Here is a 22,213-nt window from a genome sequence, read left to right as displayed (position 1 = left end):
CCGTTCCTGGTTCTCGCCTACGCAGCGTGCGCCGCTGAAGGGCGGCGCCCCGCTCCTGAACATGCCCTCACGCGTGAGCCAGCCGTCAACGAGCTTCGAATCCAGACAGGCGCTGAGGAATTGAGGGGAGCGATGCTCTGGTTGGCCGGCGGCCTTCGCGACGACGGGGCCTGGAACGACGATCAGGTCCGCAGGCCCGAGGCCTGCGGTCTGTGCAGCAGTGCTGGCAAGTCCGGAAGTGGGTGCCGAGGGCTGATGTGCCGTGCCTGCTAGTATTGATCTTGAGCTGATCGGTGGAAGTCGCGCCGGTTGGTGATGCGTTGGTGGTCCAAGGAAAGACGTCCCGTTTCCTGCGGGGAGATGCAGGTGCAAGGCCTGCCCGGCGCTCTATGAAGGCCCTGTCCCGTGGTGCGCGGGGCGGGGTTTTCGCGTCTGGAGCGTGATCCGGCCCGCTGCTCTCGACCGCGGACATGATCTGCTTCGCGCTCAACAAAAGCGTGGCGCGTCCTCGGCAACCGCAGGTGCCACTGCCCAGCTGCCCTGAGATCCGAACAACGGCTTGCACCTCAGGACCGCTGCAGTTGGTCGAGCATGCGGTGCGCCAGGAGAAGATGGCGGTGACCCGGCTCCAGTACACGCTGCGCGTCGTCAATGATCTGCGCCAGCTCTCGCTGCGCCTGCTCGCTGTGCCCGGTGCTCATCAGTCCTTGAGCTCGTTGCAGGCGGGTGTGGAGGGCATGGGGGTGGTCGTGCCCGAGAATCCTGCTGCGCTCTGCCACCAACTGCGTGAACACCGCGGTCGCCTCGCGGGCCCGTCCCGCCCGGGCGGCGAAGTCCGCCTGGGTACTGCGTATGGCAAGCAGGTGAGGGTCACCCGGCCCGAGCGTTCGCATGGCATCTTCCATGAGCTGCCGCAATTGGTGCTCGGCCTCTGCGAGGTCTCCGTTCATACCGGAGAACCAGATAAGGCTGCGCCGACCGGCGAGAACTTGAGGGTTGTCGGGGCCCTCCAGCCGCGTCCGATCCCCCAGGAGAACCGTGAGCTGCTGAACAGCGGATTGCGTATCCCCAGCTTCCCCGGTGAAGTAGGCCTGCTGGTGCCGGGCGGCGAGCGTGTCCGTGTGCTCGGGGCCCAGCGCCGCGGTCGTTGCGGCGACCAGGTCCCCGAACGCACTCGCGGCTGCCTGCACGTCCCCGGCTTCCCCGGTGAAGAACGCCCACTGGTGAAGGCAAGCCAGCGTGTCAGGGTGACGCGGGCCCAGCTGGGCCCGCCTGCGCCGCACGATGCCTTCCAGGCTCCTGGCCGCCTCGCGTGGCCGGCCACGGTCACCGACCGCTATCGCCAGCAGGTAATCCGCCCCCGACACACCTCCCGCCCGAGCCCGCTCCAGGGCCGCGGTCGCCCGCGCCAGCTGATTTGCCTGATGGGCGAGAAGCCCCATGTCATACGCATCCGCCGCCCCTGCACGCGATAAGAGCGCCTCCCACAGATGGTCCGGCACCGGAGCCAGCCGCGGGGCATTCAGCAGGTAGTCGAAGGCGATGTAGCCCTGGCTGTAGTTCCCGATCAGGAGTCCGCTGGTGGCGTATGCGGCCTTGCACGCCCATTGCATCGCCTCGGAAAAGGGCTCGGGCTGCAGGTCTGGCCCGCCACGTTCGGCGAGATAGGGCAGATGAAAGTCCTGGAGCCACTGCCTGCTCGCCGGTCGCCGTAACCCCGACCTGCGGCAGTCGACCGCCGCCGCCACGATCGCCGCGCCCCGGGGATTGGCTCCAGGGGCCCAGGCGTTCTCCCACGCTGTCAACAACTCCGGCCCTGCCGCGAGGACTTCCGCGAGCCCGAACCTGTCACAACTGCCCAGAGCCAGTTGGACCCGTGGATCTCGGTGTGCGTCAGCACGATCCTGTTCTGCCGCAGACCAGCGCCGTTCCAACCGGACCTGCACAGCCATGTGGAGCACCTCGCGCTGCACCCGCCAAGCATCCCGGTCCGACCCCGTCAGCCGGCTTTCTTCCCGGGCGTCGTAGCGGCGGAACTCCTGCGACCGCATCGTCGCCAGGACCACGACCCGCCCGGGCGGGCCTCGCAGCAGTCCGGCCACCGCGGACGCGGTCAACCCGTCAGCACCCAAATAGTTCTCGAGATCATCCAGCCACAGAACTGCGCGGCGACGTCGCCTGGCGACCTTGACGGCATGCGCGAGCGCCGGCCTGGCCAGGGGGCGCACAAACGCATGACGAGGGAAACACGAGCGCGCGACCTCATACGCGAGGCGGGTCTTGCCCGCGGTCGACTCACCCACGATGAGGACGAAACCGCTCTCCAGCACGGCCTGCCGCAGCTCAGGCTCGGCATCACGCTCGACATAGGGCGGCGCCGGCTGGTGATCAGGGTGCCCGTCAGCGGGGTGAACACCGGCCAGCTCAGGACGGTCCACCTGATCGAGACGGGGAATACCGCCCGACGAAGTGCGTAGGAGAGCCGCCTCGTGCGGCTCGCTACGCTGCGGCCGCACACGGTCGGTGACAAGGGTGTAGACAGCCGTGACGGCTGCTCCGATACCGGTGGCCAGCGGACCGGACGCCCACATCGCGGACAGCGCCACGGCGGCCCCACCAGCCCCCACCGCCGTCAGGTACCTCAGCCAATCCCGAGACCGCTCGCCATCCTGCCGGAGATACGCTGACACGCTGCCCCCCTGCGTGACGTGGTCTTCCATTCTCGTCACCACGCCGCTCCTGTCGAGGGAACCGCCCGCACACAGCAACACCGAGATGCCGGGCCCACCAGCACCCGAATCGGGTGACGCTGCCCCGATTTGGGGAACTGAGCAATCCTTGACGCGCACGTGGCCGAGCCGGGCCTGGCAGTGGTGGAGATTGCCGCCGCCGACGACGCGACCGTCTTCACCCTCCAGATGTGAGCGAACCGGTGTGCTGACGGCCGCCCGGCGGATCCGTACGAGCCTCAGGACATGCTGCCCCGGCACACCGTCCCCGGGGCCGGGGTGCGGCCCGTGCGGAGGTAGTGGTCGACCGCCTCCGTGACGCAGCGGTTCTGCGGGTATGTGCCATGGCCCTCCTCCTCGGCCGTCAGGAGGACGCCGACGCCGTCGCCCAGGGCGCGGGCCATGTGGCGGGCGCCGGGGTAGGGGGTGTTCGGGTCGCCGGTGCCGCCGACCACCAGGACGGGGGCAGCGCCGTCGGCGTTCACCTGGAGCGTGGCGCGCTCGCCGTCGAACGGCCAGTCGTAGCAGAGGTAGACGCCGGTGGACCAGGCCGCGCCGAAGACGGGTGAGGCGGCTTTGATGCGGGCCTCGTCCCGGTCGAGGCGTTCGAAGCCGGGGCGCAGGCTGGAGTCCGCGCAGGTGATCGCGGTCAGGGCGGCGCGGCTGCTGTCGCGCGGGGTCGCCGTGCGGTCGGCGGAGCCGATGTCGTCCGCGCCGTTGCTCAGCGGACGGCCGTCGTTGTGGTCGATCAGCGCGGTGAGGGCCTTGGCGAGCGGAGCCCAGCCGTCCGTGCCGAGGTCGAGATGGTCGCTGACGGCGAACGCGAAGTCGTCGGCGTCGAGGTTCCTTCCGGCGCCGGCCGGGGCGGGCTTCTTCTCCAGGCGGTCGGCCAGGCGTGCCATGCGCCGCGCGGCCTCCTCGGGCCCGGCGCCGGTCGGGCAGTGGCGGATACGGGCCGCGCAGTGCGCGGCGAACCGGTCGAACGCCGCCTGGACCGCCTTGACCTGCGACACCTGCTCCTCGTCGAGGTCCTCGGTCGGATCGACGGACGCTTCGAGGACGAGCCGTCCGACGTGCGACGGGTACAGGTGGGCGTAGACCGCGCCGAGCGCCGTTCCGTACGAGACGCCGAAGTAGTGCAGCCGCTCGTCGCCGAGGAGGTAGCGCATCAGGTCGAGGTCGCGCGCGGTGTGCGAGGTGCCGATGTACGGGAGGAGCGCCTCGGAGTGCTCGGCGCAGGCGTCGGCCCCGTCGTAGCCGGTGTCGTCCGCGGTCTTCCCGCATCGCACGGGGATGGTCGCGCCGACGCCGCGCGGGTCGAAGGAGACCAGGTCGTAGCGGTCGAGGAGCGGCTCGTACTGGTTGAGGCGTTCGGGCAGTCCGCTCACGCCGGACACGCCGGGGCCGCCGAAGTTGAGGACGAGCGAGCCGATGCGCCGGGCGTTCGGGCCGGTGGCCTTGCGGCGGATCAGGGCGACGTCGATCGTCCTGCCGTCCGGTTTCCGGTAGTCGAGGGGGGCCTTCATGGTGGCGCAGTCGTAGCCCGTGCGCGCGGTGGGCGGCGAGGTGCAGTTGGACCAGTGGAGGTGCTGGCCGGTGGTGAGCGCGGTGGGCAGACCGGCGGGCGGGTTGTTCGCGGTGAACTCCGTACGCGGCTCCGCACTCCGGCCGCGCGCGTCGTGCTGGAGCCAGGCGCTGACGGCCCCGATCGCGACGAGGACGACCACCGCGATGATGCGCGCGCCGACCGAGAGGCCCGATCTATGGCTTCGTATCGGATGTGCGTCACTCATCGAAATCCCCGCGCTCCCGCCCCTGGACGCCCGCCCCGTGCCCGCATGGCCGTAACCGTGATCGTCCGATCGTCGAATGCGTGCAGGATACAAACCGCCTCCGACAGCACGGCCGGACGCCCGGCGTGCGATGTCCGGGGCGGCGGGCTCGTCACGGCCGGTCAGCCGGTGGCGGACGGGGACACGGCTCGACCACCGGTGTGCGGGCGCCGTCCAGGCCCGACAACCGGCGGACAGGTGCCGGCCCCGGCGCGCTGGGATCACCGCGCGAGCGCTGACGAGTGGTGGAGCGGTCCTGCGAGTGGCGTTGCGTTCGGCGGCCAAATGGTGCAGAGCCGGACCCCCCGAATCCGCGCCGAGATCAAGTGCCACTTCGATCTGTTCAGTTCGGAGTTTGCCGATGAGGACGGTGTGCTGACGTTGCCTCATGCGGCGTTGCTCGCTCGTACGCGTCGCTGACGCCAGTCTGCTGCTGTCACGCGGCGGTCAGATGGGAGCCCGAGCCGACAGGGCGTGCCTTGTGGAGGTGGGCGGCCTGGATGAGGTCGCGATAGTCGGTCCAGGCAAAAGACTTACGTCCGTCTGGGCGGTCATCGGGTAGTCGGGCCGGGACCCGTTCAGCGCCGAGTACGCCTCCGCGCAGTGTCAGGCGAACGCCTCGTTGGAATGCTCCAGCACGGCAGCCTCACCAGGGTCTGGAGCAGCGCGGCCGTCCGGAGATGCGCCGAGTCGTAGATGTCGCGCTCCAGAGCCCGGGCGCCGCCCCGGGCGGCAGCCGCGTAGAGCGGGCCGTAGTCGTCGACTTGCGGATCACCGGGCAGCAACTGCCCGGCTGGCTGATCACCCGGACCGACCCGGCCAGGTGCGAAGGGGCGAGCGGCAAAAGGAGCTTGAGGTTCCCTCATTTCTCCGTGACAAAGCCCACCGCACACCATCCATGATCATAGTGGAACAAAACATCCACTCGGTGATGTGTGCATACCAGCCAGACAGTAGCTTTACGACTTCTTCATCGCTCTCTGACCATCTGACCAAGGGTCGAATGCACACCATGCACATACCACCGCCCGTTCCGGGGGAACGGGTCACTTCGCGCGCGCTCAGACGCCTGGCCCGCACCACGGCCTTGCTCGCCCTCTCCCTGACTCTGCTGAGCGGGGCGGTCCTGACAACGCCCCGGCCGGCCGTCGCGGCAACCCCCGCCGTGAACGGCCCGGCCGGGAAACTCTCCGCACCCGACGTTCCGTCCGCCCTCGCTGAGGCGAAACGTTCCGGCAAGCGGGTGGAGGCGCTGTCCGAGCGCACCGAGACGTCCACCACCTGGGTCGACCAAGACGGCTCCCTGACGACTGAACTCACTGCCGGCCCCGTACGGTTCGACCGGAACGGCAGCTGGGTCACCGTCGACACCGATCTCACCGAACGCCGTGACGGCACTGTGGCAGCCAAGGCACACCCCGCCTCGCTCACCCTCGCAGGCAAGGGCGGGACACCCGCCTCCTCCCTCAGCGCCGCCCGCAACGCAGGAGCGCGCGACCTCGTCACCCTCGGCGAGGGCGAGCAGCAGGTCACCCTCCAGTGGAAGGGCGGCCTGCCGCAGCCCGAACTGGACGGCAACCGCGCCACCTACCCCGATGCCGTCCCGGGCGCCGACGTCGTCGTGGAAGCCACCCGTACGGGATTCGAGCAGTACGTCGAGATCAAGCAGCGCCCGTCCACGAAGGACTACGGCTACACCCTTTCACTGCGTGCGGAAGGACTGCGCGCCGAGCAACAGCCGGACTCCAGCGTGCTGTTCACGGACCGCGAGACCGGCCAGGAGCGGGCCGTCATGCCCGCCCCGGTGATGTGGGACGCGACCGTCGACGAACGGTCCGGCGAGCACACCCACCGCGTGCCGGTGGCGATGCAGGTGAAGCAGCAGGGCTCCTCGATCGACCTCGTGGTCGCGCCGGACCCCGCGTTCCTGGCTGACCCCACGACGCGGTACCCGGTCACCGTCGACCCCTCGACCTCCGTCCTCAGCAACGTCTTCGACACGTACGTCCAGCAGGGCGAAGCCCGCGACTGGTCCACCGACACCGAGCTGGACTTCGGCAACCCGGGCACGAAGAACGCCAACGGCACCCCGCGCACCGCACGGTCCTTCATCACCTGGGGAACGGCCCCCCTCGCGGACGCCCTGGTGACAAACGCCGAGCTCAGTCTGTGGAACGTCCACTCGGGCGACACCGGCTGCAAGCCCCAGCCCTGGGCGGTCTGGTCGGCCGACAAGGCCTCGGTCTCCAGCCGCTGGACGTCCCAGCCCACCCTGCACACCCAGCACGCGACGTCCACCGAGACCAAGGGCAATCCGAAGTGCGGCGCAGGCGGCTGGATCAACGCCGATGTGACCTCACTCGTACAGACGTGGGCCTCCTCCAAAGCGCCACAGGCCGGCATGGGCCTGAGGGCCGCCGACGAGTCCGTCGTCGGGCAGTGGAAGCGGGTCAACTCCGCCAATGCCACCAGCAACCCGCCCAAGCTGACGGTCACTTACAACTTCCGCCCGCGCTCGGGCAACAACCGCCAGGCCGGCCCGCCCTTCGCCAAGGACGCCTCGGACACCTGGCAGGTCGACACCACGACGCCGACCCTGCGGGACACGTTCTCCGACAAGGACGGCGACCGCGTCACCGGCACCTTCGAGATCGTCGATGCGGCCACCGGCAAGCAGGTGGGAGACCACCTCGTCTCGCCGCGCGTCGACTCCGGACGCGCCGCAGCCGTGACCGTCCCTGACGGCACGCTCAAGGACGGTGCGACCTACCGGTTCCGCACCAGCCCCTACGACGGCACGCACTACAACCTTGCCTGGTCCGACTGGGCCACCTTCACGGTCGGCACCGGGCGCCGTCCCGGCAATCTGCCGGACATGCCGCAGGCACTGGAGTCCGGAGCCACACAGTCCCTCACCCCCCTGCTGTCCGGGCTGGTGTCCAGCCCCGAACAGGGCCGCGTGCGAGCCGAGTTCGTCCTGCGCGACGCCGACGGAAAGCAGCTCCCCGGGGTGAGCGTCCCGGAGACCTGGGTGGACAGCGGCCAGCGTGCCGCGGCACGCGTCCCCGAAGGCGCACTGCGCGCGGGCACGACGTACCTCTGGGCCATGCGTGCCTGCACCGACCGGGGCTGCTCGGCCTGGTCCTACGAGCAGGAGCTCACCGCCACCGACGCAGGCGACCCGAAGGCACCCGACACCACGTCCGTCACCCTCACGGGCCCCTCCCTCGACGACGCCACGGTGCCGGTCGGCACCAAGGCCTGTGCGGACGGCGGCTGCCCCGCCGTCACCGACGGCCGGCTGAAGCTGGACGCCGGCACCGGCGGCGAGCGGGCCGCCTGGCTCAAACCGGACCTCAGCAAGGTGCCGGAAGGTGCCCGGGTGACCCGGGCCCGGCTCGTGCTGACTCCGGCCGAATGCGGCACCGGCACCTGTGCGCAGCGGCCCGTCGAGATGTACCAGTTGCACGAACCCTGGGCCACCCCGCGCACCGGAACCGGCCTGCTGGAGGTGCTGGACGACGCCCCGTTCACCGAAGCCGCGCCCGCCGACACCCAGGACCTCACGCCACTGGTGCAGTCCTGGACCGACGAGCAGGCGGGCGACGGGTTCGCGGTACGGCTCCCCGCCACCGACACCGCGCCGGCCGTCTCCTATCACTCAAGCCGCAGCACGGACCAGGCCAAGCGGCCACAGCTCGTCATCACCTACGTGGCACCGACCGCGCCCGGAGCCCCGCAGGACCTGCGCGTGACCGCCGGTGACGGCGGGCTCCTGGCGACCTGGAACCCGCCGCTGGACCTGGGTTCGTCGACGGACGGCGCGGAGTACACCGTCGTCGTCACGAAGACCGACGGCAGCGAGGTCACCAGGGCCACCACCCGCGACGCGCACATCGCCGTGGACGGACTGAAGAACGGCACCGCCCATCGGGTGACCGTGACGGCACGTACCCCCTACGGCACCGGTCCCGGCACGGCGTCGCAAGCGCTCACCCCCGTGGCCGTTCCGGGGGGCGCGGCCACCTACCGGGAGATCGTGCAGCAGTACGCCGATGCCCGCAGCGCCATCCTCACCGACAAGCACCCGACCGCCGCGGCGGCCCTCGCCGCGAGCTCGCACGGGGCCGCGTTCCAGGACCTGCTCGGCGCCCAGGCCGCGGACCTCGCGGAGGTCAGGAACGTACTGGCCCAGCGCGGTCAGCACTACACCCAGATGACCACGAAGCTGTCCGACGTCCTGGTCGGAGTCGACGACAACGGCACGGTGTTCCTGCGCGCGATCCTCGAGGACTCGGCCGTACTGACGGACGGGAACCCGACGGAACCGGGCGACCCGGGCGGTGAACCCGAGGAAGGACGGCGGGAGCAGCGCTTCACCTTCAGCACCAACAGCGGCGCCCCGATCCTCCACGTCGAGGCGGACGCCCCCGCGATGGAAACCGTGCTCTCGGCGTCGGCTTCGGCCGCCAACACTCTGGAGACCACCGACGACTCGCTGGGCCCCATCAGCGAGGTGCCCGACGAGCCGATCGCGCTCGACGCCAACGGCCTGCCGATCGAGGAACCCACTCCGGCCCTTCAGAAACCGGCACTGCGCGTCAAGCGCGCCGCCGCGCAGGTGTCCGGCTCCGGAACGCTCAAGTGGGCCTCCCGGAACGTCAATACGCGCTGGGAATACGGCCAGGACTGCACCAACTTCGTGTCGAAGGCGCTGTACTACGGCGGCAACATGAAGACCCGCTCCGGCGGGCGCAAGCACGACCGCGCCTGGTGGCAGCAGTACTACCTCTTTGGCAGCATCAAGAACAAGAGCTACACCTGGGCCGCCGCCGAGAACTTCCGCCGGCACATGATCCGCTACCGCGGGGCCAAGCACGTCACGGCCCTCTCCGCCAAGCCGGGAGATCTCGTGCTCTTCAAGTGGAAGAAGGAACGGGGCTACAACCACGTGGCCATCGTCGAGCGCCAGCGGCACGGGCTCCAGCTGATCCAGCACGGCAGCTCGAACAGGACCAGCCTCGCGGCTGCCATCCTGCGGTACCGCGGCAAGCCCAACTACATCGAGCGGGTCATCATCCTCCACCCGAAGGCGAGGTCCTGACCATGACACGGAAGACAACCCTCACCCGCTTCGCACTGGCCGCCGCCGCCACGGGCGGACTCCTGACGGGCTGCACGTCGGACGACGAGTCCCTGACGTATCAGACGGACTACAGCAATCACCGACCGCTGCGGGTCGTCGGCTACCCCTCCACGGGGAGTCTTGAGACGGTGCAGAAGGCCGTGTGGCGGCTCGCCGACGGCGACGTCGACGGACTGGCCGCGCTCGCCGTCGACGACACGCACGCCGATGCCACGGCCCGCAACTGGGTCAAGGCCTTCGGCACCGCCGCCAAGGGAGACGTGGCAGCGGACTTCTACGACGAGGGTTCCGTACGGCAGGTCGTGGTCCTCTACTTCGCCAAGAGCGGCCAGATCAAGGAGATCGAGGCCCGCATAGGAGAGGAGGACGACTCCTGGGGACTCACCCTCGCCGAGCCCGACCCGGCCGAGGCGACGGCCAAGCCCACATGGGCCCCGCCGAAGCCGGGCCACTCCGGGTCCCGCACCTCCGGCACCCCGTCCGGGAACTAGCGGTCACCTGCCCCGCAGCGCCCCACGAGGCCCGCACTCCGAACAATCGGGGTGCGGGCCTCCGCACTCATGGACAGCCCGGAAACCTCTTGTCATTCCGACCGGGGCAGCGGCTCTCTTCCTGTGCCGAGCAGGGCAGTTCGGGACCGAGAAGGAGATGGGCAGGTGGCCTCGTCGCGGCCGCCTCCGGCGCGTAGTGCCGGGCATGAAGCAGATCAGCGAAGCGCACGCAATGAGCAGGTCTCTGACCACGCGGCAGCGCAGGAGGTCTGCGTTGCGGCGGGCACTGGCCGAGGTGTCGCTGCCGCGGGCTGCCGCCAGCCGGCTGGTCCTGGCCGTCGATTGTCAACTGCCGGGCAGCGACGGTGGCCGTGCCGTCCCCGGGCGCCAGACCTGCGTGTACCGCGCGAGCTGCTGGACCAGTTGCGTGCGGGTGTGGCGCACAGTGTCCCGGTGCGGGCCAGCTGGGAAGGTGCCGGTGGTGTCGTCGGCGTACAGCTTCGGCAGCTTGAGCTGGCCGTCCGCGTCCGTGGTCAGGGCGGTGAGGGTGCGTACGGTCTTGCCATCTGCGTCCTTGAAGTAGGGACCCTTGTCGTTCTCGGTGGCGTCGTCGGCGGACTTGACGAGGGTCGGTCGCGGTGACCTTGCCCGCTGCGGCGAGCTCGGCCGCGCGGTGGTTGACGACGGCGGATACATAGGGGCGGCCCTCGGCGTCCAGCGGCGTGCCGCTGAGCGCGAGGGCGCCCGCGCAGGGCTCGATCGTCTCCGGCTGGTGGCCGCGGTCGGCGAGCCACGCCGCGCAGTCCGGCACCGTGCCCGCGCCGCCGTCCGGTTGGCCTCACCCCGGACGGCGGCGCGCTGAACATGGCGGCCCCGACCGAGACGCTAGGGGGTGGTTGTGCCGTCGAGCCGCCATCTCCCCTGAGGGAGTGACAATTGACGTCAAGAGTGGTGAAGTTTGGGCGGAAAGTGGTGACTTGTTGATACGCTGTTGGTGAGTAGGGGAGGTTGAGGCGATGACGCAGACACCTGGAAGTGAGCAAGGCCGGGCCGTCAGGAATGTCACCGAGGCCCGCGAGGAGCTGCATGCCCTGGTGAAACTGACCGAGGGCTCGGGCGGCCGGTCTACGTTGATCGACAACCGTGGCGTACGTGCCCTGCTGGCACCACTCGACCGGTTCCCCGCGGCTCGGCACCCGGACACCAACGGGCTGCCCACGCACCCCCTCGGTTCGGCGCAGAAGGACCTCGGTGACCTCGTAGCGCTGGCTGCGCAGGGGCAGCCTCAGGTACTGAAGCGCTACAAGACCCCGGTTGCGGTCCTGTTGCCTGTCGACGGACCGATCAGCGGCCCCCTGACCGACCCCGCCGCGCAGGACGTAGCAATCGCAGGAGGTGCGGTGAACAGCCAGCCCACTCCCAGCCGTGAGCACGGACGCCGGCTCGCCACCCTCGGCGACGCCATCGGCGAGGTCCTCTCCTCCGGACCTGCCCCCGGCCTTTCCTTCGGCCTGGCAGGCCTGGACGAAGCAACCGGAGGCCTGCAGCCGGGCCGTCTGGTCCTGGTCGCGGCCGAACCGCAGGTGGGCGGCAGCCTGATCGGTCTCGCGGCGGCCCGGCACACCGCACTCGTCGCCAACGGCCGCGTCCTGTACGCGGCATCCGGCCCCAACAGCGCCGACATCACCCGCCGCATCATCGCCGCGGAAGCCGACGGCGACTACGCCCGCCTCAAGACCGGCGTCCTCACCCCGCACGAGCAGGACGTCGCCGAACGGCTCCGCCACGCCCCGCTGCTCATCGACGACGGCAGCGACCTGACCGCGCAGGCCATCGCCGACACGGCGCCGCTCGCCGACGACCTGGCACTCGTGGTCGTCGACCGGCTGCAGCGGGCCCGTAACCCGCGCCTTCCGCTGTCCGGCGAACACCTCCCGGCCGCCAGCCAAGTCCTGCGCGAACTGGCACGCACCCAGCACGTACCGGTCCTCGCGGTCCTGGACACCGACGACCCGGCCATCGTGAACCTGCTGGACGCCGACGTCATCCTCACCCTCACCACAGCCCCCGGCCAACAGGTGACGACCGTGACGGTCGCGGAACGCGATCTGGGAATCATCGGCAGCACGAGCCTGCGCCCCGACCTCGCCCACGCCCGCTTCCTCGACACCCACGCCGTCCGCGCTGCTCCCGCGACCGGCGCTCCCGCTCCCGCTGACGCTGCCCCGGACACGGTGGGCAGCGCCGCCGACCGTGAACTGGCCGACGCCTCCCTGCCGTTCACCTCCGGTGCCGTCAAAGGGCTGCCCGCGGAGGCGACCCGCCTGCTCGCGGCCCTGCGCACCGCACTCGCAGGCGGCCACGCGAAGGACCTCGACGAACTCCACGCCCCGCTGCAGGCCATGGCCGACGCCGGCCTGCAGACGCCCGACAGCGCCGAGGGCCACCGCCTCGCCGCCGCACTGCACACCTACAACACCGCCGCCTCCGCCCCCATCACCGCGCAGCCCGACACCACGACCGTCCAGTCCGGCCCGGACAGCGCGCATGTCCCGGGCGACGCCGACGAAGAGGCCACAAGGGACGACGAGGACGCACTGGTGCCGGGCGATGAGGAGGACGAGCCCGAGGGCGCGGTCTTCCCCGCCTTGAGGATCCTCAAGGAAGCGGTCGGCCGTTCGAAGATGCACCCGATCCCGGTCATCCGTACCGAGGAACGGGACAACGGTCCGTGGCCGCTGATCAGCGAGGACATGGCCGGCGAGCCCAGCTGGGTCCACCCCGACGTCACCAGCACGCGGGTCGCGCACATCCGGGAGAACGGGAGGCGCGTGCGGCGGGACCAGCTCGATGTACCCGCGTCCTTCGGTGAGGGCGTGATGTGCCTCATCGACCGCAACGGCAGCTACCCCTCCGCCTGCTCGGCCGTCCCGCTCGCCCCGAACAAGCTCCTGCACACCGGCCCCCTCGACACGTTCGACAAGACCCAGGCCGGTATCTACCTCATCGACATCCCGGAGTGGAACCACCCGGGCATGCCCCACCCCCTCGGGCGGCTCATCGACCGGCCCGACGAGGGCCGTGTGTGGGTCACCACCCCGCACATCAAGCAGCTCGAACGGCTCGTCCGGGAAGGCCACCTCACTGCTCCCGTGACCATCCGCGACTCGTGGACCGGGAAGGCGAACGAGTCCCTCTTCAAGCCCTTCTACGCAGCCGCCCGCGAAGCCCGCACCGAGCTCATCCAGGTGGGCGGCGAACCGTACAAGAACTACAAGACCCGGCTGTCCATCGCACTGCGCCTGCTGTGGCCCAAGCGCCCCGAGTCGCGGTCACCGTTCTGGCGGCCGGACTGGCGCATGAGCATGGTCGCCGAAGCATCCGTCCGCCACTGGACCGTCGCCTTCAAGGCCGTCCAGGAAGGCCACACCCTCATCGCCCTGCGCAACGTCGACGCCGCCATCTTCTGGACCCCAAAGGACACCCCGCCCGGCACGTACCGGATCGGCACCGGGTTCGGCGAAGTGAAGGCCAAGTTCATCCCTCGTGGCGAGTTCATCCCCGAAGGTGACGACTGATGGCCGGACCCACAGGCCGCGGAGACTCACTCGGCGCAGCCCTGGGCGACCTCCTGCGCACCCAGGTCACCCCGCGCCACCGGCTGTCCTCCTACAGCGCCAAGCACTGGCACGCCCAGCTCAGCCAGCTCACCGGAACCCACCGCGGCTACCAGGCCCTGGAAAGCGCCGGCCTCGACGTCCGACCCGGCACCCTCCTCAAGTGGCTGTCCGACCCCGAGTACAACATCCGCCGAAGCTACCGCGACCTCATCCACACCGCGTACGAGAACGTCGCCATCGTCCCCGCCGAACCCATCCCCGACCTCGTCAAGGACGGCCAGTTCGAGATCAGCGGCAAGGTCAAAACCGGCAGCGACGAACGCGAACGCGGCACCCGCCGCGCCGCACCCCTGCGCATCGACGGACGCCGCGGCGACTGGAGCGACATCGAGACGCTGTGGCTGGCCGGCGACCTTCGCGACGACGACTTCGAGGACCACTTCATCGACGACGTCATCGTCGCCGACATCGGCGAAGGCACCGACGGCTGGGAGTTCGGCGGAAGCTCGTACTCGGTGGAGCTCAGGTAGCAGCAGTGTCCGGTAAGGACGCCCGATGACCGGCGGCCCAGCACACGCCACAACCTCGGCTCCTCACCCCGCGGCGCAGTCGCGTGCAAGGGGCTCCGGCGGCCCGCCGATAGGCGACGTGGCCGCCGAGCGCACCGCTCACAGCGACTGCCGTCAGCCCGCCCAGCGACCACAGTCTGCCTTTCGCCGAGTGGCTGCGGAGCCGGGCCGTCAAGGACGCGGTGTAGCAGGCCAGCGCAGCCACGTTCGAGACCGCGTGGACCAGACCGACCCGAGCCCGTTCGGGCGGCAAATCTGCCCAGTTGGCCCAGCCAGCGATTGCTGCCGGGGCGACTTCGGCCAAACCGACAGCCGTGAGGGTGGTGGGCACGCGCCGGCCAGACGGCACGATGTCCAGTACGGCTGCCGACAGCCAGCAACCGATCGGGACGTGTACCAGAACGGGTGCACAGGGCGGCCCAGCAGCCTGCCGCGCAGAAAATCGCGCGCCGTACCCAGCGGGAGTGAGCGGATCCCTCCCCGGAGAAATCTGCGCCGGGTCTGCGCCCTCCCAGCGTTCGATACGTTCCAGCGCCGTCAGCCACCATGCCGACGGGGTGGCCAGGGCCGGAGACTTCTCATTCGGCACAGGAGTGGGGACGTTCGTGTTCATGCACAACACGTACATCGCGTCGCCATTCACCGTGGCCCCGTCTGCACTCGGGTGGCCTCAGGCTCTCCACGTGGCTGGACGGGCTATCCGCCGGGATCTGCCAGGTCCCGGTCGGCGGGCAGCGCACGCTCCTGCCCAGGCCGGGCAGGAGCCGCGGGCAATGGGGCCAGATCGACGAGGTGAAGCGGTCCCAGGCGCGGTGGCGGGCCAGCAGTTCGGTGACGCGTTCCAGCACAACCCGAGGTCTGCCCTGCCAACGGTGCGGAATGCCGATCACCGGCCAGCCCGGCTACGACTGTGAGTTCACCCGGCCCGAGGACGGTTGGCAACTGCCCCACCTGCGGCAACGACCTGCGCCAGAGGTACCCGGCCCTCTTCGGTCGAGGCCCGTGCCGCAACCAGCCCGGCCCGCTGTCCAGGTGGTCGTCCCGTGGCTGTGCCAGCCGTTGCGAGGACGGCGCCCGAGTCCCCGGACTTCCTGCAACGCAACGAGGCTCGACTGGCTGCTGGCTGCTGGCGGTGCACCGGTTCCTGGCAGGACTGTTGTTGGTTGTAGTGAAAGCGGGGTACTCAGGGGCCAGGTCGGCCAGGTGGCCTTCCCTGTTAGGGACTGGCTCGGCTTAGGTTTCCCTGGTTCGGCCACTTGTGCTGGGGAAACCGTCCAACTGCGGCGCTCGGTCCGCCGGTGCCTGACCCGCTGCAGGGAGAAAGGTGGAAGCGAATGGGCTGTCGACGTCCGAACCTCGGCAGACTCTGCGCCGGAGCCCTGTGAGTAGGGTGAGGCAGACCGAGCTGCGCAGGCGATGCGCTGGTGTTGAGGCCACGCGTACTGGAGTGGCGCCTTAGCCGCTGGAAGATCTCTTGCACCCTTGCCGACGCGGCTTTGGGCCCGATGCATGCCGAGGGCATCGGCGTGACGATCGAGCGTGATCACCAGCCTGTGACTGTGGGCGGCGCGGACAAGCGGCTCCCCCGCTGGATGAGAAGCAGTACGGCCAGGGCGATGGTCCGTACCTGCGGTCCGCGCGCACCGGCAAGGAGGGCGTTGTCGGCGGCATGCTCGGTGAGACCCGCTGGGGCGACTATCCCGCTTGCGCGGCAGCCTGCGGGATCCGTTCCTTGGCCGGAGACGGCTCTGAGCGGCCGGGTGTCAGTGCGCACTCGCTGGACTGGCTGTCGGGGAGGGCTGAGTCAGGTGCCCCGGTTTGTCGTGGCCTGAGCGGGATATGCGTGGGAAACATCGGGGGCCGAACCGGAGGAGGACAGGTCATGGGACACGGTGGAGATGTCATTGCGGAGCTGGCCACGGATCACCGGGAGGTCGAGGAACTCTTCGGGCAGATCGAGGGGTTGGCGCCGGGGGACAAGCAGCGCAAGGTGTACGCGGAGCAGGCCGTGATCGAGCTGGTGCGGCATTCGGTTGCGGAGGAGGCCTATCTGTATCCGGCCGTGAGGGAGTTTTTGCCGGACGGCGACAAGGTCGCCGACAAGGAGCTCGAGGACCATGCCGAGGCCGAGCGGACGATGAAGGAGCTCGAGAGCCTCGACGCGGATGAACCGGGGTTCGACCGCCTGATCGGCGAGCTGATGACCGGGATCCGCTCGCACATCCGCGACGAGGAGGACAACCTGTTCCCCAGGCTGCGGCAGACGGCATCTGAGGATGCGCTGATGAAGCTGGGCGACAAGGTCCGTCGGGCCAAGAAGACCGCCCCGACCCGGCCGCATCCGTCCGCTCCGGACACCCCGCTGGCCAACAAACTGCTGGCTCCCGGCGCAGGCATGGTCGATCGTCTCCGGGACGCACTCACCGGGCGCGGCAAGAGCTGACGGGGTGCCGTCAGCTGACGGGCGACGGTCTCAGCGCTCCGAAGATTTCTCGACCCGCCCGGCATTCCTCGGGGCAGGTCGGCCTTTGGCCCGCCCCGAGGAATGCATTGGCACGGGTTTTCCCGGGCCGGGTGGGGTGGATGGAGGATGTGGCGCGCAGTCGGGGAGGCGGTGTTTGCGGTCATGGCTGAGGGGCACACGGGAATTCGTGCTTCGGACCGAAGGCGCACGCCCTGCGGGGATCCTGTTCTCCCTGCCTGCTGCGGTTTCCTTCGGCGGGCCGGGCAGATCTTCCGCGCGGCGAACCCCTGACAGACACGGTTCAGGCCGCGCTCGGTATCTGGCTCCGGGCCCCGTCCTGAACCAGGCGTTCAGGAGCGATTGCCCATGCTCACTGATATGACCCCAGACCCTTCGCAGGTCGACGGCACCTCCGTCTCCCTTTCCGCCGGGGCCGCACGCCGCATCCATGACGATTCCCCCCAGACCACCACGCTCTTCGAGCGACTGGTGGAACTGGGCGAGGGGCCGGAACGGGATGCCGTGCGCGGCGAGCTGGTAAAGGCCTGGCTGCCCATGGCACACCGCATCGCCGGCCGTTTCCGTGATCGCGGCGAAGCCATGGAAGACCTGCGCCAGGTAGCAGCACTCGGGCTGGTCAAGGCCGTCGACCGCTTCGAGCCCAGCCGGGGGGCCTTCGAGAGTTACGCCGTGCCGACCATCACCGGCGAGGTGAAACGGCACTTCCGGGACCGGACGTGGGCCCTGCGGGTGCCCCGCCGGGTGCAGGAGCTGCGCAACCAGGTCCGTCTGGCACGCCGCGAGCTCACCCAACGCCCCGGCAGCCCCCAACCCACCCCCGCCGACATCGCCGCCCACACCGGACTCACCGAGGACGAGGTCGCCACGGGCCTGGAAGCGCTGGAGAGCTACAGCACCGTCTCACTGGACGCCGCACTGGCCACCTACGACGACGCATACAGCCTCGCCGACATCCTGGGCGTCACCGACCCTTCCTACGACGTCATTGTCGACCGCGAGGCGGCCAGGAAGGCGTTGCGTCGGCTCCCGGAGCGGGAGCGGACCGTCCTCTACATGCGCTTCTTCCAGGACATGACACAAAGCCGCATAGCCGACCAGCTCGGGTACTCCCAGATGCACATATCCCGGCTCATCACCCGCAGCTGCGCCTATGTACGCAGTGAGGTGCTGGGGGAGTGCGAGTGCCCCACCCGCTCCAGCAGCGCCTCCGCGGCGTGACGGACGGCCCAGCCGGACTCGAACGCCGACCGGCCGCTGCACTTCCCAAGCCCGCAGCCATCGGAACGGCCAGTGCGGCCAGTTTCCAGTGCGACGCCGGCGAACCGTCTGCCAGTGCCGCCCTGCTTTGGGTCGCGTGAGGGTGAGAGCTGTTTTGTACCAATCATTGCCGTGGGGCTCGCGGGAGGGCGAAGGCGGAGCAGATTGGGAGTCGCGGATGCCTGAGCCCGGTCATCCAAGCAGCGTGGAGAACAGGGAGATCAGTTCGTCGGTGAGGCGGCCGCCGCAGGGATGGCGCGCGCGGCGGCCGCGTGAGAACGGCGTGGCTCCCCCCTCCACGCGCCGTTCTCCCTCCGGCCGTCCTCACCGGCCTTCCCGGGGGCGCGCGGGAGAGTCGTCCCGGGCTCCAACCGGCTGGTGAGGACGGCCGGAGGGTGGAACCGGGCAGTCGGTGGTCCGGTTCCAGCCCGCCTCGGCGGTGCCCGGCCGGTGCGGGCGAGGTATACCGAGCGTCGGCGCGGACACGGAGGTTGGTCCCAACTCCCTTGTGCAAGAAATGGGTAGAACGCGCGGTCCAGTGATCTGAAGCGAACAGATCCAGCCGCTCACGGCAGCCGCACGCCTGCAGGGGTGTCGGCCGTCATGAGTTCCGGGGTGATGCGGGTGTGTTCAGTTGGTGGTGAGCATGCCTGTCCGGAGTTTGGTGAGGGTGCGGTTGAGGAGGCGGGAGACGTGCATCTGGGAGAGGCCGAGGTGTTCGCCGATCTGGGCCTGGGTGAGTTCGTCGACGAAGCGCATGTGGATGATGCGTCGTTCGCGGTCGTCGAGTTCGGCGATCAGGGGGGCGAGGGCGTTGAAGTCCTCGATGAGTTCGAGGGCCTGGTCGTCGGTGCCGATGAAGTCGGCGAGCGCAGCCTCACCGTCTTCGCTGGAGTTGATGGCGGCGTCGAGGGAGGAGGAGGTGTAGCCGTTGGAGGCCTTGCGGGCCTCGATGACCTCTTCCTCGGACAGAGACATCAGTTCGGACAGTTCCCGCGTGGTGGGGGTGCGGCCGAGTCGGCTGCGGAGTTCCTCGGTGGCCTTGGCGAGCGCCACGCGTGCTTCCTGCAGACGGCGCGGGACGTGGACGGCCCACGTGGTGTCGCGGAAGAAGCGCTTGATCTCGCCGACGATGTAGGGAACGGCGAAGGAGGTGAACTCGACTTCGCGGGTGAGTTCGAAGCGGTCGATGGCCTTGATGAGGCCGATCGTGCCGACCTGGACGATGTCCTCCATCTCGTCGTGGCCGCGGCTGCGGAAACGCGAGGCCGCGAACTGGACGAGGGTGATGTTCATTTCGATGAGGGTGTTGCGTGCGTACTGGTACTCGGGCGTGCCCTCTTCCAGGACGGCGAGTTGGTCGAAGAACAGCCTGGACAGCTCGCGGGCGTCCTTCGGAGTGACCTGCGACGGGTCACTGATCTCCGGCAGCAGGACGGTCTGCGCCCCGGTCGTCTCGGTCACTGTCATGCTCGTCGCCTCCTACGTGATCCAGCCTCAGATGCCGCCTGCTCCTGAGCGGGCAGAGACGGCGTACCCCCGCTTGAGGCATGCATGCCAGACGATTTGACGGTAGATCCGCCACCCTGTCATCCGGTCTCAGGAGTGAAAGCGGAACGGAGGTTAACCCATTGCGCCTGCGAGGTCTGACGTGGGCCTTGCTGGCTCCCCGGATACCGTGCGGGCGAATCCCCTGGTGGACGATCTCTTCAGCCGGCACGCCGAGCAGTGCACCACGCGACGTCAGGACTGTGCCTGTGCGGTCGTCTTCCCCAGCAAGGGCAAGGAGTGCCACCCGACGCCGACGCCCTGGCCCTACCGGTCAAGGAGGGCGCGCACTGTCTTGCCCCCGGACGGATGGCGGGTGACCGTGGCGGCGCGGCTGAGGTGGTTGACCATGGGTCAGCCGAAGCCTTCGGTGCCGTCCAGGTCGGGGGTGTGCATGCGGGGCGCCTGGGAGCTGTGGTCGTGCACGGCCACCTCGATGCTGTACGGGTGCGCGACCAGGTCGAGGGTAGGTGCCGCCGCTGTGGCGCAGGGCGTTGGTAACGAGTTCGGAGACGACTAGGACCACGGCGTCGGCGGCATCGTCTGCGATCGGACCGAGCCCCTCGAGGAGGGCCCGGACGCTCTCGCGTGCGCCGGCGATGGATGCCGCGGACCGGTCCGGTGCGGCGTCGACGCTCGTCGTGTCCATCAAGGTCCCCCAAGCCTGCGCAGTTCAATGCCCGGTGTGGGCGCCGCGCTTATGCCCTGGCCCGCAGCCCGCTACTCAGGCCGGGCCTTGCCGCCGTCGCTGTTCGAGGCCGACTTGCTCCCTTTTGAACACGCGAAAATCTATGCTGGCTAGAGTAGACATTGGAAGATCGCGTAGTTATGGTTTCTCTCGTAGCCGAGATCAGCAGGGCCCGACAGACACGAACTGCCGGGCAGCGGTACAGGTAGTTGCAGTTGGCAGGACGGTGCGGTGGTGGAGTCACGAAGCCAGGCTTGTGGCAGGACGGCGACGGGGCTGACGACCGGACCGGGTGGCCCGCAGTGATCAGGGGCCGCCGCGAGCAGGACCGCAGTTGAGGCAAGTGCATTACCCGTTAGTGCAGTTCGCAGTACTCAGCAGTGAAGTCAGTGCGTGGTACTTCGGTGAAGGCGTCGGCTGCGGGCGCGCACCGGGAAGTTCGGCAGTGGGGTTCTAAGCCAGAGCAGTGGTCGCAGGACGGGCGACGGGGCTGGCTGCCGAAGAGTGACGCTTCCTCAGGTCGCAACGAAACACGCAGTAGAGCAGTGCCAGAAGTACGCAGTCCCCCCTTTGGTAAGTGTTGGTCACGAGGGAAAGAACGGAGGGGCCAAAGCGCCATCAGGATCGCCCGGGCGTATTGCTGAGCCCGGGTACCGCAGGACATCGATAGTGAGGTGGTCTCCGGTCAAGCAACCGCGATCCCCGCGCACCCGACAGCAGTCCGATCGGGCCCGCGGAAACAGAGGGCCGGCGCAGTATCAGGGCCGGTAGATGGTGTAGCAGTTCCTTCGGGGCCTTGGTGCCGTACGGCACCAAGGCCCCTCCACGCGTTCCGCAGAGAGGTGCAATGACAGCAGACGGCTCGTTCCGCCGGCTCGACGATGACGACTACCCCGCTTACACAATGGGCCGGGCCGCCGAACTCCTCGGCACCACCCAGGGCTTCCTCCGCGCGATCGGCGAAGCCCGCCTGATCACCCCGCTGCGCTCCGCGGGCGGCCACCGCCGCTACTCCCGCTACCAGCTGCGCATCGCCGCCCGCGCCCGGGAGCTCGTCGACCAGGGCATGCCGATCGAGGCCGCCTGCCGCATCGTCATCCTCGAGGACCAGCTCGAAGAGGCCCAGCGCATCAACGGCGAACACCGCCGTGCTTCCCAGCCTGCGGATCCAGCGGCCCCGGCCTGAGCGGACTGGCACCTTGGACTTCCCAGCTCCCGCGCGTACGCGAAGGGGGGCCGGCCGGAGACACTCCGGCCGGCCCCCCTTGGCTTGCGCCGGGGCGCTGATGTCAGATGCTGCGCTGGTTCTGGTAGTAGCTGCCGACCTGCTCGTGATAGCAGGCATCACCGGTGTGCTTGTCCTTGTCGAACTCGGGCGAGTCCTTGATCTCGTCCTTGGTGAGCGCGACGTAGATCTTCCGCTCGTCCTGGTCGACCGACTGCACGGTGCCGGCCGGGGGAGAACATGCCTGCCGAAGATCCATACGCCGGTGTCGACGACGAGGTAGGAGGAGTCGACGTCGTCCGAGTGCTTGTCGACCTTCCCGATACCGCCGTCGGTGGCCTCGACCTTGTATCCGGTCAGGTCGGTGCCCGCGGTGTAGCCGGTGGTCGGCTGGTAGCCCCAGATGTTGTCAATGAGGTGTTTTCAACCTGACCGAGGGCGGGCTGAGTTGCCGGTGAGTTGAGTGCGGGAGGGGGTGAAGCTCCTGGTAGATGGGGTGTCGACAAGACCAACCTGTCCGCCCGGAGCTTCATGTGCCTGGCTACCCATCTGGGATCGATCTGTCCAGCTCGACCCTGTGGGGTGGGGCCAAGGCCGCCCTGCACCCTCCTGTCGGGTCCCGG

At 69.2% G+C, this 22,213-nt stretch carries 12 protein-coding genes and 4 pseudogenes; 8 read left to right on the top strand and 8 right to left on the bottom strand.

The window, feature by feature from the left end; translation table 11 throughout:
• Window positions 1–566 precede the first annotated feature (566 nt).
• Window positions 567–2,606, bottom strand: coding sequence for a hypothetical protein (locus ABZX90_RS39590; protein WP_355213187.1), 2,040 nt, complete (start codon window positions 2,604–2,606; stop codon window positions 567–569).
• 228 nt (window positions 2,607–2,834) lie between these two features.
• On the opposite strand from ABZX90_RS39590, the gene ABZX90_RS39585 reads away from it, so the two are divergent.
• Entirely contained in the window at window positions 2,835–2,924 is a 90-nt protein-coding gene (locus tag ABZX90_RS39585; RefSeq protein ID WP_355213223.1) for a DUF6207 family protein, read from the top strand.
• A 44-nt stretch (window positions 2,925–2,968) separates the two neighbouring features.
• On the opposite strand, the gene ABZX90_RS39580 is transcribed toward ABZX90_RS39585, so the two are convergent.
• Both ABZX90_RS39580 and ABZX90_RS39575 read right to left on the bottom strand, forming a co-directional pair.
• The gene (locus ABZX90_RS39580) at window positions 2,969–4,522 is read right to left on the bottom strand and encodes an alpha/beta hydrolase (RefSeq protein ID WP_355213185.1); all 1,554 of its coding nucleotides are present in this window, start codon (window positions 4,520–4,522) and stop codon (window positions 2,969–2,971) included.
• A 648-nt stretch (window positions 4,523–5,170) separates the two neighbouring features.
• Window positions 5,171–5,346 (bottom strand): annotated as a pseudogene (locus tag ABZX90_RS39575) (fic family toxin-antitoxin system, toxin component); the annotation flags it as partial.
• A 227-nt stretch (window positions 5,347–5,573) separates the two neighbouring features.
• Here ABZX90_RS39575 and ABZX90_RS39570 point away from each other — a divergent pair.
• Both ABZX90_RS39570 and ABZX90_RS39565 read left to right on the top strand, forming a co-directional pair.
• Window positions 5,574–9,665 carry a DNRLRE domain-containing protein gene (locus ABZX90_RS39570; RefSeq protein WP_355213183.1) on the top strand — a complete coding sequence of 1,364 codons (4,092 nt, stop codon included), beginning with the start codon at window positions 5,574–5,576 and terminating at the stop codon, window positions 9,663–9,665.
• Between the two features lie 2 nt (window positions 9,666–9,667).
• On the top strand, window positions 9,668–10,198 hold the full coding sequence (locus ABZX90_RS39565) for a hypothetical protein (RefSeq protein ID WP_351130610.1): 531 nt from the start codon (window positions 9,668–9,670) through the stop codon (window positions 10,196–10,198).
• A gap of 468 nt (window positions 10,199–10,666) precedes the next feature.
• On the opposite strand, the pseudogene ABZX90_RS39560 reads toward ABZX90_RS39565, so the two are convergent.
• Window positions 10,667–10,828: pseudogene (locus ABZX90_RS39560) on the bottom strand (lytic transglycosylase); the annotation flags it as partial.
• Window positions 10,829–11,214: 386 nt separating this feature from the next.
• Between ABZX90_RS39560 and ABZX90_RS39555 the strand changes: the two are divergent.
• Complete coding sequence (locus tag ABZX90_RS39555) at window positions 11,215–13,776, top strand: DnaB-like helicase C-terminal domain-containing protein (RefSeq protein ID WP_355213181.1); 2,562 nt, start codon at window positions 11,215–11,217, stop codon at window positions 13,774–13,776.
• Window positions 13,776–14,348: a hypothetical protein gene (locus ABZX90_RS39550; RefSeq protein WP_355213179.1), complete on the top strand. Its 573-nt coding sequence runs from the start codon at window positions 13,776–13,778 to the stop codon at window positions 14,346–14,348. The genes ABZX90_RS39555 and ABZX90_RS39550 overlap by 1 nt, the downstream gene beginning before the upstream one ends.
• Here ABZX90_RS39550 and ABZX90_RS39545 read toward each other — a convergent pair.
• Window positions 14,341–15,000 (bottom strand): DUF2231 domain-containing protein, encoded by a 660-nt coding sequence (locus ABZX90_RS39545; RefSeq protein WP_355213177.1) that lies wholly within the window; start codon window positions 14,998–15,000, stop codon window positions 14,341–14,343. The two genes, ABZX90_RS39550 and ABZX90_RS39545, sit on opposite strands and share 8 nt — an antisense overlap.
• Before the next feature lie 1,269 nt (window positions 15,001–16,269).
• Between ABZX90_RS39545 and ABZX90_RS39540 the strand changes: the two genes are divergently transcribed.
• Both ABZX90_RS39540 and ABZX90_RS39535 read left to right on the top strand, forming a co-directional pair.
• Window positions 16,270–16,830, top strand: a complete 561-nt coding sequence (locus ABZX90_RS39540) for a hemerythrin domain-containing protein (protein ID WP_351130614.1) — start codon at window positions 16,270–16,272, stop codon at window positions 16,828–16,830.
• A 399-nt stretch (window positions 16,831–17,229) separates the two neighbouring features.
• Window positions 17,230–18,090, top strand: a complete 861-nt coding sequence (locus tag ABZX90_RS39535) for a SigB/SigF/SigG family RNA polymerase sigma factor (protein ID WP_351130615.1) — start codon at window positions 17,230–17,232, stop codon at window positions 18,088–18,090.
• A gap of 669 nt (window positions 18,091–18,759) precedes the next feature.
• Here the strand turns inward: ABZX90_RS39535 and ABZX90_RS39530 are convergent.
• A complete protein-coding gene (locus tag ABZX90_RS39530; RefSeq protein ID WP_351130616.1) occupies window positions 18,760–19,599 on the bottom strand; it encodes an RNA polymerase sigma factor SigF in 840 nt (279 codons plus the stop codon).
• A gap of 345 nt (window positions 19,600–19,944) precedes the next feature.
• Window positions 19,945–20,326 (bottom strand): annotated as a pseudogene (locus ABZX90_RS39525) (ATP-binding protein).
• Between the two features lie 886 nt (window positions 20,327–21,212).
• Between ABZX90_RS39525 and ABZX90_RS39520 the strand changes: the two are divergent.
• Window positions 21,213–21,551: a MerR family transcriptional regulator gene (locus ABZX90_RS39520; protein ID WP_351130618.1), complete on the top strand. Its 339-nt coding sequence runs from the start codon at window positions 21,213–21,215 to the stop codon at window positions 21,549–21,551.
• A gap of 103 nt (window positions 21,552–21,654) precedes the next feature.
• Here ABZX90_RS39520 and ABZX90_RS39515 read toward each other — a convergent pair.
• Window positions 21,655–22,004: pseudogene (locus tag ABZX90_RS39515) on the bottom strand (PRC-barrel domain containing protein).
• Between the last annotated feature and the right edge of the window lie 209 nt (window positions 22,005–22,213).

This window comes from Streptomyces sp. NPDC002935 (genome assembly GCF_040611295.1).
Classification (GTDB): Bacteria; Actinomycetota; Actinomycetes; order Streptomycetales; family Streptomycetaceae; genus Streptomyces.
The sequence above is the reverse complement of the archived record's forward strand: the minus strand, read 5'-3'. Positions and strand labels throughout refer to the sequence as shown.